The organism is Scytonema sp. PCC 10023 (assembly GCF_963920835.1).
Taxonomy (GTDB): domain Bacteria; phylum Cyanobacteriota; class Cyanobacteriia; order Cyanobacteriales; family Nostocaceae; genus Kalymmatonema.
Genome location: NZ_CAWUDP010000055.1, coordinates 56322 through 72501, shown reverse-complemented (window position 1 = coordinate 72501; position 16180 = coordinate 56322). Strand labels below are relative to the sequence as shown.

Annotated in this window: 11 protein-coding genes; 8 read left to right on the top strand and 3 right to left on the bottom strand. The window is 41.6% G+C overall.

All coding sequences use genetic code 11. The features are described 5' to 3' along the window. Positions 1-342: 342 nt before the first annotated feature. On the bottom strand, positions 343-2205 hold the full coding sequence (gene mrdA / locus ACM0OZ_RS28925; RefSeq protein WP_414586285.1) for a penicillin-binding protein 2: 1863 nt from the start codon (positions 2203-2205) through the stop codon (positions 343-345). Between the two features lie 1033 nt (positions 2206-3238). On the opposite strand from mrdA, the gene ACM0OZ_RS28920 reads away from it, so the two are divergent. Both ACM0OZ_RS28920 and ACM0OZ_RS28915 read left to right on the top strand, forming a co-directional pair. Continuing rightward, on the top strand, positions 3239-4369 hold the full coding sequence (locus ACM0OZ_RS28920; RefSeq protein WP_414586284.1) for an ABC transporter ATP-binding protein: 1131 nt from the start codon (positions 3239-3241) through the stop codon (positions 4367-4369). Further along, complete coding sequence (locus tag ACM0OZ_RS28915; RefSeq protein WP_414586283.1) at positions 4369-5454, top strand: spermidine/putrescine ABC transporter substrate-binding protein; 1086 nt, start codon at positions 4369-4371, stop codon at positions 5452-5454. The genes ACM0OZ_RS28920 and ACM0OZ_RS28915 overlap by 1 nt, the downstream gene beginning before the upstream one ends. An 81-nt stretch (positions 5455-5535) precedes the next feature. Here ACM0OZ_RS28915 and ACM0OZ_RS28910 read toward each other — a convergent pair whose 3' ends face one another. Both ACM0OZ_RS28910 and ACM0OZ_RS28905 read right to left on the bottom strand, forming a co-directional pair. Beyond that, positions 5536-5979: a hypothetical protein gene (locus ACM0OZ_RS28910; RefSeq protein WP_414586282.1), complete on the bottom strand. Its 444-nt coding sequence runs from the start codon at positions 5977-5979 to the stop codon at positions 5536-5538. 156 nt (positions 5980-6135) lie between these two features. Then, on the bottom strand, positions 6136-9174 hold the full coding sequence (locus ACM0OZ_RS28905) for a valine--tRNA ligase (protein WP_414586281.1): 3039 nt from the start codon (positions 9172-9174) through the stop codon (positions 6136-6138). 62 nt (positions 9175-9236) lie between these two features. On the opposite strand from ACM0OZ_RS28905, the gene ACM0OZ_RS28900 reads away from it, so the two are divergent. The 6 genes from ACM0OZ_RS28900 (at position 9237) to ACM0OZ_RS28875 (ending at position 16179) form a co-directional block, all read left to right on the top strand. After that, the gene (locus ACM0OZ_RS28900; RefSeq protein ID WP_414586280.1) at positions 9237-9659 is read left to right on the top strand and encodes a GxxExxY protein; all 423 of its coding nucleotides are present in this window, start codon (positions 9237-9239) and stop codon (positions 9657-9659) included. Positions 9660-9787: 128 nt separating this feature from the next. Beyond that, on the top strand, positions 9788-10087 hold the full coding sequence (locus tag ACM0OZ_RS28895; protein WP_414586279.1) for a hypothetical protein: 300 nt from the start codon (positions 9788-9790) through the stop codon (positions 10085-10087). Positions 10088-10099: 12 nt separating this feature from the next. Then, positions 10100-11368: a glutathionylspermidine synthase family protein gene (locus ACM0OZ_RS28890; RefSeq protein WP_414586278.1), complete on the top strand. Its 1269-nt coding sequence runs from the start codon at positions 10100-10102 to the stop codon at positions 11366-11368. Positions 11369-11389: 21 nt separating this feature from the next. After that, on the top strand, positions 11390-12664 hold the full coding sequence (locus tag ACM0OZ_RS28885; RefSeq protein ID WP_414586277.1) for an MFS transporter: 1275 nt from the start codon (positions 11390-11392) through the stop codon (positions 12662-12664). A 101-nt stretch (positions 12665-12765) separates the two neighbouring features. Continuing rightward, positions 12766-13740: an N-acetylglucosamine kinase gene (locus tag ACM0OZ_RS28880; RefSeq protein WP_414586276.1), complete on the top strand. Its 975-nt coding sequence runs from the start codon at positions 12766-12768 to the stop codon at positions 13738-13740. A gap of 324 nt (positions 13741-14064) precedes the next feature. Then, positions 14065-16179 carry a GNAT family N-acetyltransferase gene (locus ACM0OZ_RS28875; RefSeq protein ID WP_414586275.1) on the top strand — a complete coding sequence of 705 codons (2115 nt, stop codon included), beginning with the start codon at positions 14065-14067 and terminating at the stop codon, positions 16177-16179. Position 16180: the final 1 nt, after the last annotated feature.

Here is a 16180-nt window from a genome sequence, read left to right as displayed (position 1 = left end):
CTTACTACAACTCACTCCATATTGCTCCGTCTTTCAGTTATTTGGTACAACGTCTATTTTCTCTGCAAAAGTCAATTATCTTTAAGGTGAGTTCGACAAACCTCACCCTCCCAACCTCTTTCTCCTAAAAGGAGAGGGAGGAGCAACATTAGAATCAGGGTTTGAAGCCCCTCTCCTCGTAGGAGAGGGGTTTGGGGTGAGGTCTGCTTTGACGCGAGTCGAACTCACGTTATCTTTAAAAATAAACCACAGATGAACACAGATAAACACAGATAATTCATCGGTGTGCATTTGTGTTTATCTGTGGTTATATCTAAAAAAGATACTTTTGCAAGAGTTCTATTAGTTTCGCCGCCTGGCTCTTGGGCTTTGAGTTTTTGGTTGTGAACCTTCAGTACTTGGTTTTTGATACTTGCCTGGATATTTCTTTTGGAAATATTCCTCCATCACTTGTAACACCATTGGGGCAGCAACACTACCGCCACCACCGCCAGAATGTTCAGCAAATGCTACAACGACAATTTCTGGCTTGTCGGCTGGAGCATATGCTCCAAACCACGCATGGTTTGCTTTCACACGACCCTTCCACGCCTCAGCCGTACCACTTTTACCAGATGTTGGAGGAATTGTTGGCACATTTAGCGCCTTACCCGTACCTTCAGACACCACCTTCCGCAGTCCGTCACGAAGAACTTTAATTGTGCTTGGCTTCATATTTAAAGATTCGCGCCAGCTTTTTGCTTGTTCATGGTCTTTGAGCAAGTGTGGTTGCACTCTGTAGCCACCGTTTGCAGGTACAGAGAACATAACAGCAACTTGCAGTGGTGTCGTTTGCAAAGCGCCTTGACCAATGGACATATTGATGGAGTCGCCTACAGTCCAAGGCATTTTCCACACTCTCTGCTTCCATGCTTCATCTGGAACATTACCTTTGGTTTCTTCATTTGCAAACTCAATGCCAGTTTTTTTGCCAAATCCATATTTCTGAGTCCATTCTATCAAGGTCGGACCACCCACTCTCCTTCCAACTTGGTAGAAGAAGGTGTCACTACTCCAAGCCAATGCTCCTGCAAATCCCAACGGACCAAATCCAGCATGGTTCCACTCACCAAAAGTTACCCCGCCAACTGTGAGAGAACCGTAGGTTTGCAGCACTGTGTTAGGAGAAAATTTACCTGATTCCAGTCCCGCACTCGCAGTGACGATTTTAAAAGTACTGGCGGGTGGATAGGCGCTGCTGACAGCGCGATTGAGTAAAGGATGGTTTTCGCCTTGTACGCTTTGCCAATCTTTTGTGGACAGTCTTCGTTTGGAGAAGATATTCGGGTCAAAGGTGGGGTGAGACACCATTCCTAAGACACCACCATTATTTGGGTCGAGTGCAACAATAACCCCGTTGCGTCCATTCAAAGCTTTTTCAGCTGCCTTTTGCACATTTAAATCTATTGTGAGGCGAATATCATTACCTGCTGTTGCCTGTTTTTCTCCTAACACTCGTATCGGACGACCTTTGCCATCCACTTCTACCTGCTGACCGCCCCATTCACCGCGCAACAGTTTTTCATACCCTTTTTCCACCCCCATCTGACCAATGACATCTCCGAGTCGGTAACCTTCTTGTTTCTTTTGTTTCAACTGTTTTGGGGTCAGTTCCCTGGTATATCCGAGTACATGAGCTAACTCCTTGCCGTGTGGGTAGTAGCGTACAGCTTCTGTATGAATTTCTACGTCTTTAAGTTCGTTAGCGTATTCTTTCAATCCTGTAATTTCCGCTTCGTTGAGGTCACGAGCAATCCGCACGAGAGAAGAGTTGTAACCTGCCTCCTCTAATTTCTTTTCCATCTCCTCTACAGGGATGTTGAGAATTTGCGACAGGCGCGGACCGACAACTTGCTCCCATGATGGCTTCGTGTGTGCCATTGGCCACAAATATACAGAACGTGGATAGCGAGTTGTAGCTAATAATTTGCCATTACGGTCAAAAATGTTACCTCTTTCTGGTTGTTTGGGGATCGTCCGAATCCGGTTTGCTTGTGCTCGTTCCCTGAGTTTAGGTCCTTCAACAATTTGCAAATACACCAAACGAGCGCCAATACCAGTTGTCATCAATAGGGTAAATATGATTAAGAATAAAGGCTGAAAACCCCGTCCTACAGTGCGTGTATTTTTTTTGTTAGATAGTTGAGGTGGTTGCAGTAAGGTCATATTACAAATAGCGATTCAGAAAATAGCATTATATGTATACAATTACGCTAACTTTTTACCCGGATTTCAAGGAAAACAATTCGGGTAGCCTAGCCTTTTTTGATGGTTTTTACTATCTAGCATAAACTAAATTGTTTTCCTTAGTTGGTTTCAAAAACCCCATTAAGAATTAGCATTATTCAAAGGAAATTACCAATTTTCTTGAGAATAATATCAATTTATCAAGTCGTATCTAGGGGCATGGTTATTTTTGAGTAAATTCATACTATTTTTAGAATCAGTACCACTAATATGAGTTGCTAGTTCCACCTATGATTTTCTGAGTTTTACCTGAGAATATATGGATAAATTTATTACAATTTAAAATAAGAACTCTAAGGGGACACAAAGGCTCCCTACGCAGTATTATTTAGATTTGCAGTTACGGCTATAACTTGTCATACTGAGAGAAACGCAGGAAAACGTAGATGCTACGGATACTTTCCAATGCGCGACGCCACTAGCACCAACTCGGAGAGAACCCCCGTATGAAAGTATCTCCTGCAGGGCAGTGAGACAAGGCGAAGCGTACCGCAGCGCCTCCGCTTAGGGTGTCCGCAAGGCTTACGACATAGCGTTCCAGTGCTGTGCCGTAGGCATAGGGCTTCAAGGGAGAGTAGAAAAACTTAGGATCATGAAAGTTCTACACTCCGTGTTCGCACAATGACAAATTTGAACCCAAGTTGGTATTTACAGAGTCTATGCAGGTGGACTTTGTTCCTGTGATTGCACGACTTTTTGTATCAATCCCCAGTCTCAGGTTCTGAGTTCTTTGTCTTAGCTTGTGATTCGTCACGCTCAGGTTTTTTATACTTGCCCGGATACTGCTTGTGAAAATACTCTTCTAGGACTTGTAACACCATCGTATATTTTCTGCTGTAAATTGTTGAATTCTTTTTCTGGATAGAATAAACAAAAGTGTAACTCGTCGTTCGCGTAATCGACTACATTAAATAACACAAACACTGAAAATAACAGGATCGAATAAAGGATAATGCCTCAAATTTTGACGCAGAATCAGGGGGAGAGGGTGGCTTTTGAGTCGCTGGATGTTGAACTGCACAATGTTTTCAAGTTTTTTAACCAATATCCTGCTGTACATGGAGTAGACTTAAACGTCAAACAGGGGGAATTCTTCAGTATCCTAGGTCCCTCAGGGTGTGGCAAGACAACCATGCTACGTTTAATTGCAGGGTTTGAAACAGCTGACGCTGGTAAGGTGGTGATTCAAAGTCAGTCTATGACAAATGTTCCTCCTTATCGCCGACCTGTCAATACAGTATTTCAAAGCTATGCTTTGTTTAATCACTTGAATGTTTGGGATAACGTTGCATTTGGACTGCGGCTAAAAAAAATACGTCGAGCCGAAATTCAAAGCAGAGTTCAGGAAGCTTTGGAACTTGTGAAAATGGAAGGGTTGCGATCGCGCGTTCCTAGTCAACTTTCTGGCGGACAGCAACAAAGGGTAGCATTGGCACGAGCATTAGTCAACCGTCCCGCAGTGTTACTACTAGATGAACCGCTTGGAGCGCTAGACTTAAAACTGCGTAAAGAAATGCAGGTTGAACTCTCAAATTTACATAAAGAATTGACGTTAACCTTTATCATGGTGACTCACGATCAAGAAGAAGCATTGTCCTTGTCAGATCGCATTGCTGTAATGAATCAAGGCAAAATTGAGCAAATAGGCAGCCCGAGCGAAATTTACGAACAACCCCGGACACCTTTTGTAGCCGATTTTATTGGTGATACCAATTTATTTGAAGGTGAAATAGCAGGTATCGATGGTTCAAACGTCATAATTTCCACAAAAACACGACTGTCAATTGTTGTAAAGCGCCAGCAAGACACACCAACGGAAATATCGCAACCAGTAGTCGTTAGTGTGCGTCCAGAAAAAATTCAGCTTTCACTGTATAAACCCAGTTTGCAAACGAACTGCTTTGAAGGACGGCTAATCAACATCATGTATCTAGGGACTCACGTCAATTACATTGTGCAATTGACAAACGGCTTACGCATCACTGTTTTACAGCCGAATACTTTTGGTAATTTACCAAGCCGCGAAACGCCCATATATGCATGGTGGGCGGAAACTGATTGTCTAGCTTTAGTTAAAATTTAATGATTCAGAGACGACAATTTTTAAAAAGTCTAGCTGCGCTTTCTAGCTTGTCTTTAGCAAGTTGTGGCTGGAGACTTGGCAATGTGCGAGCTTATTCTGCTACCAAAGGTCCTCGTGACCAATTTTATATTTATACTTGGGAACAATATACAGACCAAGAATTATTCAAAACTTATAACGCCCAAACAGGAATCAAAGTACTTGCAGACGTGTATGATTCTAATGAAACCATGCTAAGTAAAGTGCAAGCTGGGGGTGGAGGCGCTTATAGTGTTATTTACCCAAGCGACTATATTGTGCGGAAAATGGTGAATTTGGGATTGTTAACTCAATTAAATCATGAGCGTTTAATTGGTTTAGATAATTTCTTCCCACGTTTTCAAAATCCTACCTATGACCCTAATAATAGCTACAGTTTGCCTTTTAATTGGGGAACGACTGGTTTTATTTATAATTCCGAAAAGCTAAAAACTCCACCAGAAGACTGGGACTATCTTTGGCAGAATCAAGAACAGCTGTCAAAACAGATGACGTTGATGAATGATGTCCGAGAGGTGATGGGCGCAGTGTTGCGGATGCTAGGTTACTCTTACAATTCAAAAGACGAAAACGAAATCAAACAAGCTTATGAAAAATTGAAGGTTTTGAAACCTGCATTAGCAGCTTTTACGACAGATGCTTGGCGCAATCAAATTTTGGCAGGAGATTTATTGTTAGCAATGTGTTACTCATCAGATGCTGTAAAAATCTCTAAAGAAAACCCTAAATTAAAATATGTGATTCCTAAGAGCGGTTCCTCATTATGGACTGATACAATAGTTATTCCCAAAACAGCCGCAAATGTTGATGGAGCTTATGCTTGGATTAACTTGCTTTTACGACCAGAAGTAGCAGCACAAACAAGTCAACGCCTCAGTCTTTCTACACCTAACCGTGCTGCGTTTGAGCAATTGCCAAAGAAAGTACAAAATAATTTCAGCTTGTTTCCTCCAGAGTCAATTCTCAGCAAGTGTGAACGTCTCGCTCCTTTAGGGCAAATTGAAGAAGTTTACGAACGTTACTGGACTCAATTAACAAGTGGCTAGAATTTTGCATTTTTGTACAGCGGATTCTCTATTTTGCTTGATACATACTATCTGCCAAATGCTGAACCTAAAATCCACAATCTAAGACCCAGCGCTTCCATCTTTTTGAACGCCGTTTTTATCTCGTTTCAAACTTTCTTCAAGGGCTTGAATTTGTTCTCTACGTGCTTCCAATTCTAATGAACGACGTGCTAAGTCTTGGTTTTGCAATGTTAGGTTTTGTCGCCACTGTTCTGCTCGATCTGCTTCTTGTTGTAAGAATTCCGGACTAATACCAGTAGTTAGGTAAGCTTTTACCAAATTCAGCACCCAATTGGTGGCGTCTTCTAGTCTTTCTATATCGCCTGTTGGAGAAAGTTCCACTAAAACGAGCAAGTTCTCAGTCAAAGTGTTGCCTTTTCCCAGAAGAATAAAAGCTTCTTCTGGGATTATTACCCACATATTTTCAGCTTCCTCACGTGCTAATAATCGCAACTGCCGCTGATCTAAAAAATCGTTTTTATGCACTTGGGCTAGATATAACATGGAAATTTTAATGATTAGAAATATACATTAAATTTATAAAAACAGTGGGAATCAGTTAGTCGTTAGTCGTTAGTTGTCAGTGATTCTTTTTTAAGAACTAAATGTACAGACGCTGTATAGCGCGTCTGTACAACCAACAACGAACATTCCTTAAAGCTATGCTAACCTACGCAGGCGATCGCGCAAAATCTCTGCTTGTTTCTCAGCCTCAGCTAAGGCATTCCGCGCTCCTTCTACCACATCTGGTCGTGCTTGCTGCACAAAATTAGGATTACTTAACCTAGCGCTTAGAGCTTTGATTTCGCCTTCTACCTTGGTCAGGCGTTTTTTAATTTTGTCACGCAGCGCATCAATGTCCACCACCCCAGCTAGGGGAAGTACCACTTGCACCGTACCAACAACGTCAGCGATCGCTTTTTCTGGTTCTTGTGGTTGTTGTGTTTCTGGTTGGAGTTGATTTTCATCAGCAGTTGGTGGGAACAACTGCTTCCAGAACTTTTGTCTCCCCTCAGCAAGCACTAAATTTCGGACAACGAACCAACTTGAATAACCAAAACCAACAATTTTAAAGAAACTCCCGATTAAGGGAATATCATCAACAGAATCAGCTACTGCTAGACCCACTTTAAACAAATAAATGATGCCAATGATTAATACTATCTTTGTCCAAGTGAACCCGGATTTTTGACCAACAAAAGTTTCTTTCTTTTGCTCAGCAGCGATAGTTAAATTCTCAACCTTTGCCAAATCTTTAATATAAGGCTGTCCAGCAGTGAGAATTTGCTGTTCTTTATCGCTTGCGGTTTGCAAATTCACAGTCACTTTTACCCCAGGTTTAACATCCGCTTCTGCTCGCAAATTGCGAATTGTGCGAATTGTCCCAAACAACAGTTCAAATTGTTCCTCCAAAGCAGGGTCAATTAAGTTTTGCTGAGTCTCAGGGTAAAGTTGTAAAGACAAACTTAGCTTAGTATTCTCTCCTTGTTGAGTGAGAGTTTGCCAAATTTCCTCGGTAATATGAGGCATAAAAGGATGAAGTAATTTCAAAATCCCTTCCAGCACATAAGCGAGGGTTTGTTGTGCAGTGCGACGAGATGCGGGGTTAGAATCCTTTTGTAGCCTAGATTTGACAAGTTCAATGTACCAGTCGCAGAAGTCGCCCCAAATAAAATCATACAGTCCTTTCGCCGCTTCCCCTAAACCGTAATTGCCGACGTAATTGTTGGTTTGTTTAACAACTTGGTGGTAGCGAGAGAGAATCCAGCGATCGCTTAACTCTAACCCCTCTCTGCTTAGCGGAGAGGGGGTTGGGGGGTGAGGTTCTCCCAATTGTTGCGGCGTTTGACCATCCAAATTCATCATCACAAACCGCGCCGCATTCCACAACTTATTAGCAAAGTTGCGGGATGCTTCCACCGATGGTGATTCATCCTTCTTGCGATCGTAATCCAACCGGATGTCTTGACCCGCGCCAGCCACTTCCTTAATCAGCGTGTAGCGCAGCGCATCAGTACCATATTTGGCAATTAGTAACAACGGGTCAACGCCATTACCAGCAGACTTGGACATCTTCTTACCATTCTCATCCAGCACCAAGCCGTGAATGTAAACATCTTTGAAAGGCAACTGCCCTGTAAAATGCCCTGCCATCATTGTCATTCTGGCAACCCAGAAAAAGATGATGTCAAAACCTGTTACCAGAGTGCTGGTAGGATAGTAAGTTGTCAAATCTTCAGTTTGCTCAGGCCAACCCAAAGTAGAAAAGGGCCAGAGTCCGGAAGAAAACCAGGTATCCAGCACATCTGCGTCTTGTTCTATCTTGACATCATCTCCAAATTGTGCTTTTAATTTCTCCCGTGCTTCTGCTTCTGACTTCGCCACCACAAACGGCGTATTGTCGGCGATTGCTCCGCCTGTTTCACTCACAGCGTACCAAGCAGGGATTTGGTGTCCCCACCACAGTTGACGAGAGATACACCAATCTTTCAGCTTCACCAACCAGTCACGATAGACCTTTGTCCAGCGTTGGGGGACAAACTGTGGAGAATTTTTCTGGTCGAGGAACTCTAGCGCCCTATTTGCTAACGGACGAATTTTGACAAACCACTGAGTCGAGAGGAGAGGTTCAACGGGGACTTTACCGCGTTCACTGTAGGGAACAGTATGCTTATAATCCTCCACCTTCACCAGAAACCCATCAGCCTCTAGACGAGAAACCACATTTTTTCTGGCGTCAAAGCGGTCTTGTGCTTGGAAAGGACCAGCATTTTCGTTCAACGTGCCGTCCTTATTCATAATATTGATAAACGGCAGATTGTGCCGCTGACCCATTTCAAAGTCATTCAGGTCATGCGCTGGAGTCACCTTCACGCAACCCGTTCCAAAAGTGGGGTCAACCAACTCATCAGCAATAATGGGAATTTCCCGATTCATAATTGGCAGAGTCAGTGTTTTCCCAATCAGATGCTTGTAGCGCTCATCATTAGGATTCACAGCCACCGCAGTATCGCCCAGCATTGTTTCCGGTCGGGTTGTCGCCACCTCCACGTAACCAGAATCATCCGTGAGGGGATAGCGGAAGTGCCAAAGATGACCATCTACCTCTTTCGAGTCCACTTCCAAATCGGAAACTGCTGATTGTGACTCTGGACACCAGTTCACCAGATACTTACCGCGATAAATCAGCCCTTCTTCGTAAAGGCGGAAGAACGCTTCCAAAACAGCTTTGGTTAAACCCTCATCTAAGGTAAACCGTTCCCGCGTCCAGTCTACCGATACACCCAAGCGCCGCAATTGACCAACAATCGTTCCCTTAGATTTTGCCTTCCATTCCCAAGCGCGTTCTAAGAATTTCTCGCGTCCCAAATCATAGCGAGTTTTCCCCTCTGCCTTGAGTTGCTTTTCCAGAACTGTTTGCACGGCGATGCTGGCGTGGTCAGTTCCGGGTAGATAGAGGGCGTTATATCCCTTCATTCGGTGGTAGCGCACGAGAGTGTCAATCAGCGTATTGTCGAAGGCGTGTCCCATGTGCAAGCTGCCGGTAACGTTGGGCGGCGGAATAACGATGCAGTAAGATTCGCCGCCTTTGTTGGCGTCAGCTTTGTAAATTTGGTTTTCTTCCCAAAATGTTTGCCACTTGGCTTCAGTGGAGAAGGGTTCGTAAAGACTGGGGAGGTTGGTGTTTATTGCGGTCATGCTGGGAAAACTAAGTGTGGAAGGACTTTTATAAATTTTGCCACAGGGTTGAGGAGTGTTTTATGGAAATGAACCGCCAAGACGCCAAGAACGCCAAGAAAAGAGAGCCAAGTGAGGAGATGGATAGATTAGCGTATGCTGTGATTGGTGCGGCGATTGAGGTGCATCGGGTGTTGGGACCAGGGTTTTTGGAGTCGGTTTATCACCAGGCTTTAAAGCTGGAATTTCAGATGCGGGGAATACCTCACACGTCTAAGCATGCAGTAGCAGTAACTTACAAAGGTTATCAGGTCGGCGAGGGCGAATTAGATTTTCTCGTTGGTAATGTTTTAATCGTTGAATTGAAAGCTGTGGAAAAGTTAGCTCCTATCCACGAGGCTCAAGTCATTTCTTACCTGAAAATGACCAACCACCCCCTCGCCCTCCTCATCAACTTTAACGTTCCTGTACTTAAAGAAGGTATTAAACGTATCATCCTCTCTTAATCTTCTCTTGGCGCTCTTGGCGTCTTGGCGGTTCATTAATCAAAAAATCTCGAAATTTATTTTTTTACTCGTGTAGTTATTATTTATCAATTCCAGAGGTAGCACCCACAAAAGAAGTACAAATACTTATGAAATTAAAACCTAGTTTACTTCAACTCAGCGTCATCATAATGACGGTATCCCTACTTGCTTCTTGTACCAGATTTCCAGAAACAACTCAGTCAAATTGTGATCATCCACAAACGGCACAACAACCTTATAACTGTGATAACTCTAGTAGTCATGGTAGTAGTCGAGTTCACTATGGAGGTTCTGGATATAGATTCGGTAGTTCCAGTCACAATGATAGTAGCTCAAGCCGTTCCCCATCTAAGGTAGGTCGCGGTGGTTTTGGTAGTTTCGGTCGCGGTGGTCATGCGGGTGGTTAGGAGAGTCAAGCAATGAATATGGATATTTTCAATAGTCCTCAACGCGATCGCCTATTTCAGTCGATGAAAATGGGGTGGTATAATGTTTGTCCCATTGAGGAAGGAACAGGCATCCCTCTGACTGACCAAGAAGTTCCATATGCGCTTTATCACTGCCGTAAAGTTTCGCCACAGATGATAAAGGAAATCAAGCAAGCATCTGAATTAGTCGGTAGTGTCTTAATGCAAGCTTGGTCAGTTATCCGCACTCTTGATCAGGAAACACTACTTTACTACGGCTTTCCTAAAGATTCCATCAAAATAGTAAAGTATGACCCTTTACCACCATTTTGTATGCGTCTTGATTGGTGCTGGAACGAAGAAACTGGAGTCAAAAAGGTTATAGAAACAAACCCACAAACTCCTAGTTTCTGGTTTGAGTGTACTGAAGGAAATGGCAAAGTTGCTCAACACTTCGGTTTGAAACAACCAGATTTTAATGCTCAAACTATCTTAAGTTTAACACTTAACCAGCATATACAAAGAGCAGCAGAGTGTGTAAAGAAACCAATTACCAATTGTAGAGTTGCTTTTACTGCTTTGAATAATGCTGAAGATTTAGGCACTATGAGATGGTTAAGCAGCCACTTTCATCATAAAAGTGCTGTTTTCCCTTTGGAGTTTCTTCGTGTCAAAGATGGTAAATATTTATTTGATTATAGAACGGGACAACCGATAGATATATTATTTATCTGGTATCCAGTTGAATGGGCAATCCATGACACTGATGAAAATGGGAAAAAGTTATGGTTTGCACTAGAGCAACTTGTCTTAGAGAAGAAAGTTGTCATTGTTAACTTTGGTTCTGCCTTTGCACTGCAACCAAAAAGCATATTTGCCCTAATTACAGATTTAGGTCTGGACTTTTTTAGTCCTAAAGACGCTGATATTATTTTTAATTATTTCCCAAAAACATCATTAACTGCATCTGACTTAGGAAATTCATACTTTGCTAAACCTATTTTAGGAAGGGAAGGTGAAGGAGGATTTGCTGTCAAGTCAGGAGAAATAATTCTTCGTAGTCATAGTAATGACCCGTGGTATACAGAACAAGATTATGTGTATCAAGAGTTATTAGAGTTTCCCCAAGTAGAAATTGCCGGAAAGTCTATGACTGCGGTTTGGGGAGCATGGCTATACAACGATGGAAACGACAAGTTTGTCTCTGGAGGTGTAGGAATGCGTGTTTCTGAGGGGCAAATTACAGATAACATTTCATATTGGTGTCCAATTGGGTGTTAGAAAAGGAAACGAACCAAATTCATGAAAAATCAAACAGTGTCTCGTTCCCCTTGGACTTTCATCCCAACGCTATACTTTGCTTCTGGTGTGCCTTACATCATTATCAACACAGTTTCTGTCATTTTCTACAAGAAACTAGGGATAAATAATACTCAAATTGCCTTGTGGACCAGTTTTCTTTATCTCCCCTGGGTAATTAAAATGTTATGGGCACCTATTGTTGATACTTACTCAACCAAAAGAACATGGATACTTGGCACACAATTCGCCATGTTCTGTAGTTTGGGTTTGGTAGCCTTTTGTTTACAACTCCCCAATTTCTTTTTTGTCTCCCTTGCAGCATTGACAATCGGGGCATTTATTTCCGCTACTTATGACATTGCTACTGATGGCTTCTATCTGCTGACTTTAAATCCAGCACAGCAAGCATTCTTTTCTGGCATCCGCTCACTTTTTTATCGACTCGCTGTTATCTTTGGTTCAGGGTTTTTAGTATATTTAGCAGGTCAGTTAGAAGTTTCTCTCAACAATATTCCTTTAAGCTGGACTCTTGCTATTGGGTTTTCAGCTTTAGTTTTAGCGATACTATTTATTTTTCATCGTCTTATTTTACCGTTGCCTGAGTCCGATTCTCAACTCCAGGACAAAACGTTAACAGAAACGATACCTTTTTGGACTGTGATAACTTCATATTTTCAACAAGAGAAAATAGGAGCTATTTTAGCTTTTATATTGCTTTATAGATTTGGCGAAGCAATGCTTGTGAAATTAGCTTCGTTATTTCTATTAGATAAACCAGAATTAGGAGGATTGGGGTTATCAACATCAGATGTTGGTTTAGTCTACGGTACATTTGGGGTGATTTCCCTCATTATAGGAGGGATTTTAGGTGGTGTTGTCATTTCTAAATACGGATTAAAAAAGTGCCTTTTTCCTATGGCATTGGCATTAAATCTACCAAATATCTTTTATGTGTACATGGCTTACACTAAACCCTCTCTGAGTTTAGTTTATCCCTTGGTTTCCTTAGAGCAATTTGGATATGGTTTTGGATTCACAGCTTTTAGTGTTTATCTCATGTATATTTCTCAAGGTGAATACAAAACTTCTCATTTTGCTATATCTACAGGAATTATGGCATTAGGAATGATGGTACCGGGGTTAGTCAGCGGTTATATTCAGGCAAAATTTGGATATCCATTATTCTTTGTTTTAGTTTGTTTACTAACGATTCCCGGGATGATACCTCTATTTTTTATTCCTTTAAACGAAGACAATAAGCGCCAAACAACTTAAGCTAGGAATTGCGATCGCAGAGCAATACAAACCCACGCTGATATAATAGAAAATCATCTACGTCCATCTGCTATAGACTGCGGTTGAAAATCCAAAATAATATGAGTTACGTTTTAGGAATTGATGGCGGCGGAAGCAAGACAGTTTGTATTTTGATGGATGAGACAGGTAAAGTACTAGGTCGTGCTGAAGCAGGGGCATCTAATTATCAGAGTATAGGCACAGAAGCAGCGCTAAAGTCAATTGAATCTGCAATTTATGCTGCCGCATTTGAGGCGTTAGAGTCTACAAATAATATTAAGATTGAAGCCATTTGCTTAGGGTTAGCAGGTGTAGGTCGTCCAGAGGATATCGAAGTCGTAAAAGGTATAGTACAAGAATTGCAAAATAGCAGCTTGCTTCCTATAACATGGGAATTACCAGCATCTAATATCGTCATTTGTAATGATGCTTTGATTGCTTTGGTTGGCGGAGTTGGTTATCCTGTTGGAATTGTAGTTGCAGCAGGTACTGGTTCTATAGTTTTTGGGCGAAATCACAATGGAGATACCAAGCGAGTTGGCGGTTGGGGCTATATTTTAGGAGATGAAGGAAGCGCCTATAAAATTGCTGTAGCTGGTATGCAAGCAGCATTAAAAGCTTATGATGGACGCGAGATGTCAACAAGTCTTGTAGAGGAATTCAAACAGCATCTCGGTCTTACAACTATAGAAAATTTAATAGAAGTTATATATCGGCGAGGATGGGGTGTAAAAGAAATAGCTGCTTTGGCACCTATAGTTGATAACGCCGCTGCTTGTGGAGATAAAGTAGCTCATATAATTATTGATGATGCTGTAAAAGAGTTGATCAAAGCTACTTCTACAGTTATTGATGCAATTTTTAGCAATAGCGAACGTTTTCAAGTCGTCACTACAGGAAGTCTATGGCAAGGAAAATCGAGAATTCGTGAGAAATTTGCCACATCTATTTTGACATTGTTTCCTTCAGCAAAAGTGATTTTTCCTCGACATGAACCTGCTTATGGTGCTAGTTTGTTGGCATTGCAGACGTTGGCGGGGGAAAGGGTGTTTTAACGAACCGCAGAGGCGCAGAGGAGGACACTTCCGTGCGGGGGTTCCCCCCGTTGAGGAAAGTGTCCGTTGACGCAGAGGGGAGTTAAGAGAGTAAACATCTTGCAAAATTCGATAAACGCCCTCAGACTGGAAATCTGAGGCTACACATACAAAGCCCCGAAGTTCCCTACGGCGGGAAACCCGCCTGCAGGACTTCTCTCTGCCTACGCAGGCTAAATACACACTTAGTCCCTGTCTTGCGGACTTAGTTTCTATAGCAGCGACTTATATTCGTCAACTACTTTTGCAAGAATCTTAATCATTTAGTTAAGGAGGTATGAAAAATTGACAGAACAAATATATCTGAAAAATGAAGTGATTAACAATAAATCCCCACATCTGCCAACCGTAATAGAACTAGGGCGTCGTAATCGTGCAACCCTTGGTTTTTTACCTAAAGGCGCTTTTGAGGAACGTGCTGCAAAAGGCGAGATACTTGGAGCTATTGATCGTGAAAAGGGGTGTATTGGCTATCTGTTGTATCGGTGTTCCTATGATCGGATTACCATTGTTCATCTTTGCGTCGATTCATCATATCGAGGTAAGGGGGTGGCGAAACTACTGGTTGATTACCTTAAACAAAGAACTCAAGAAAAATATAGTGGGATTGGCTTAAGCTGTCGCCGTGATTATGGGTTAGAAAAAATGTGGTCTAGTTTAGGTTTTGTTCCGCAATATGATAAACCGGGAAACAGCAAGGATGGAAAGCTGCTTACGTTTTGGTGGTTTGAGCATGGTCATCAAAATCTATTTTCTGCTGCTTATATGCAGAAACTTGAGTCAAAACTTTGTGTGGTTCTTGATGTCAATATCTTTTTTGATTTATCTGCAGATGAATGTATTGATAATGAAGAATCAAAATTACTGTTGGCTGATTGGCTAGCTCCGGAATTAGAGTTATGCATAACTGATGAAATATTTAACCACATAAATATTATTAGCTACGACTCTGAAAGAAAACGTCAACGCGAATTTGCAAATACTTTTACCTGCTTGCGCTGCTTAAGTCAAACGTTAGATAAGCTGTTGGAATCGTTAAGAGAATTTTTACATAAAAAAAGTCTATTGATACCGGAACTAGAGTTGCGCAATTTAGCTAGAAGCATTGCCTCACATTCTCACGTCTTCGTAACTAGAGAACAGCGATTATTAGATATAGCAGATGAAATTTATGAAAATTTTAGAATGTTAATTATTCGTTCTAGTGACCTGCTTATTCAACTAGAGGAGCTTCGTCGAAAACCTGACTATCAGCCTGTAAGATTGGCTGGTACTCGACTGGAGCAAGTACGAGTTCAAAGAGGACAGGAATATTTATTAAAAAATGATTTTCATAGTGTAAAACAGGGTGAAACTAAGGCTGAATTTCAGCAGCAGTTGCAGCGGTTTCTTACTGAATCAGAAAAATTTGAGTGTTATGTCATTTTTGAAAAAGAAAATCTACCTCTTGCTTTAGTGGTGTATGGTAAACATAAAAACTATGAGCTAGAAATTCCCATACTAAGGATTGGAGACAATCCTCTATCAGCCACACTTGTACGCCACCTGATTTTTAAGTCAATATTACGTTCTGCTCGTGAACGTCGGCAATTTACAAGAATCACTGAGTCTTACTTAGAAGAAACCGTTATTAAGGCTATTCAAGAAGATGCTTTTGTCCGAGTAAATAATGGATGGCTGAAAGTGAACTTAGCAGTTGCTGAAACTGCATCACAGCTATCCACACGTCTCACTAGTCTAGCCTCTACTTTGGGATCAGAATACAATTTTTGCCGACACATCGCCGCTAGTCTTAATACAGAAAGTTTAATCACAGATGTTCAAGCATCAGCAGATATTGAACACTTTCTTTTCCCAGCCAAAATTATTGATGCTGAAATTCCTACGTTTATCATTCCCATTCAACCTAGATGGGCAAAGGATTTATTCGATGAAGAATTAGCTAACCAAACGCTATTTGGAGCTAAACCTGAGCTTGCCTTCAACCGTGAAGCTGTCTATTATAGATCAGTTCAAAACTCCGGAGGATTAAAAGCCCCATGCCGAATTTTATGGTATGTAAGTGGAAAACAAACGGAAGGTAAAGGTAAAGGATTCAGCGGAGTAGAAGCAATTCGAGCCTGTTCTCGTCTTGATGAAGTCATAATTGGTAAACCTAAGGAGCTTTATCAACGTTTCCAGCGATTAGGCGTGTACACATTAAGTGATATTTTAAAGATAAATACAGATAAAGATGGAAATATTATGGCTCTTCGTTTCAGCGATATACAGTTATTCATATCACCTGTAACCTTAAAGAAACTTCAAGAAATATCATCTTTAAATTTATTACTTATATCACCTTATAAAATTCCTCAAAATTTATTTGATAAAGTGTATAATTTAGGTGTATTCAATTAAA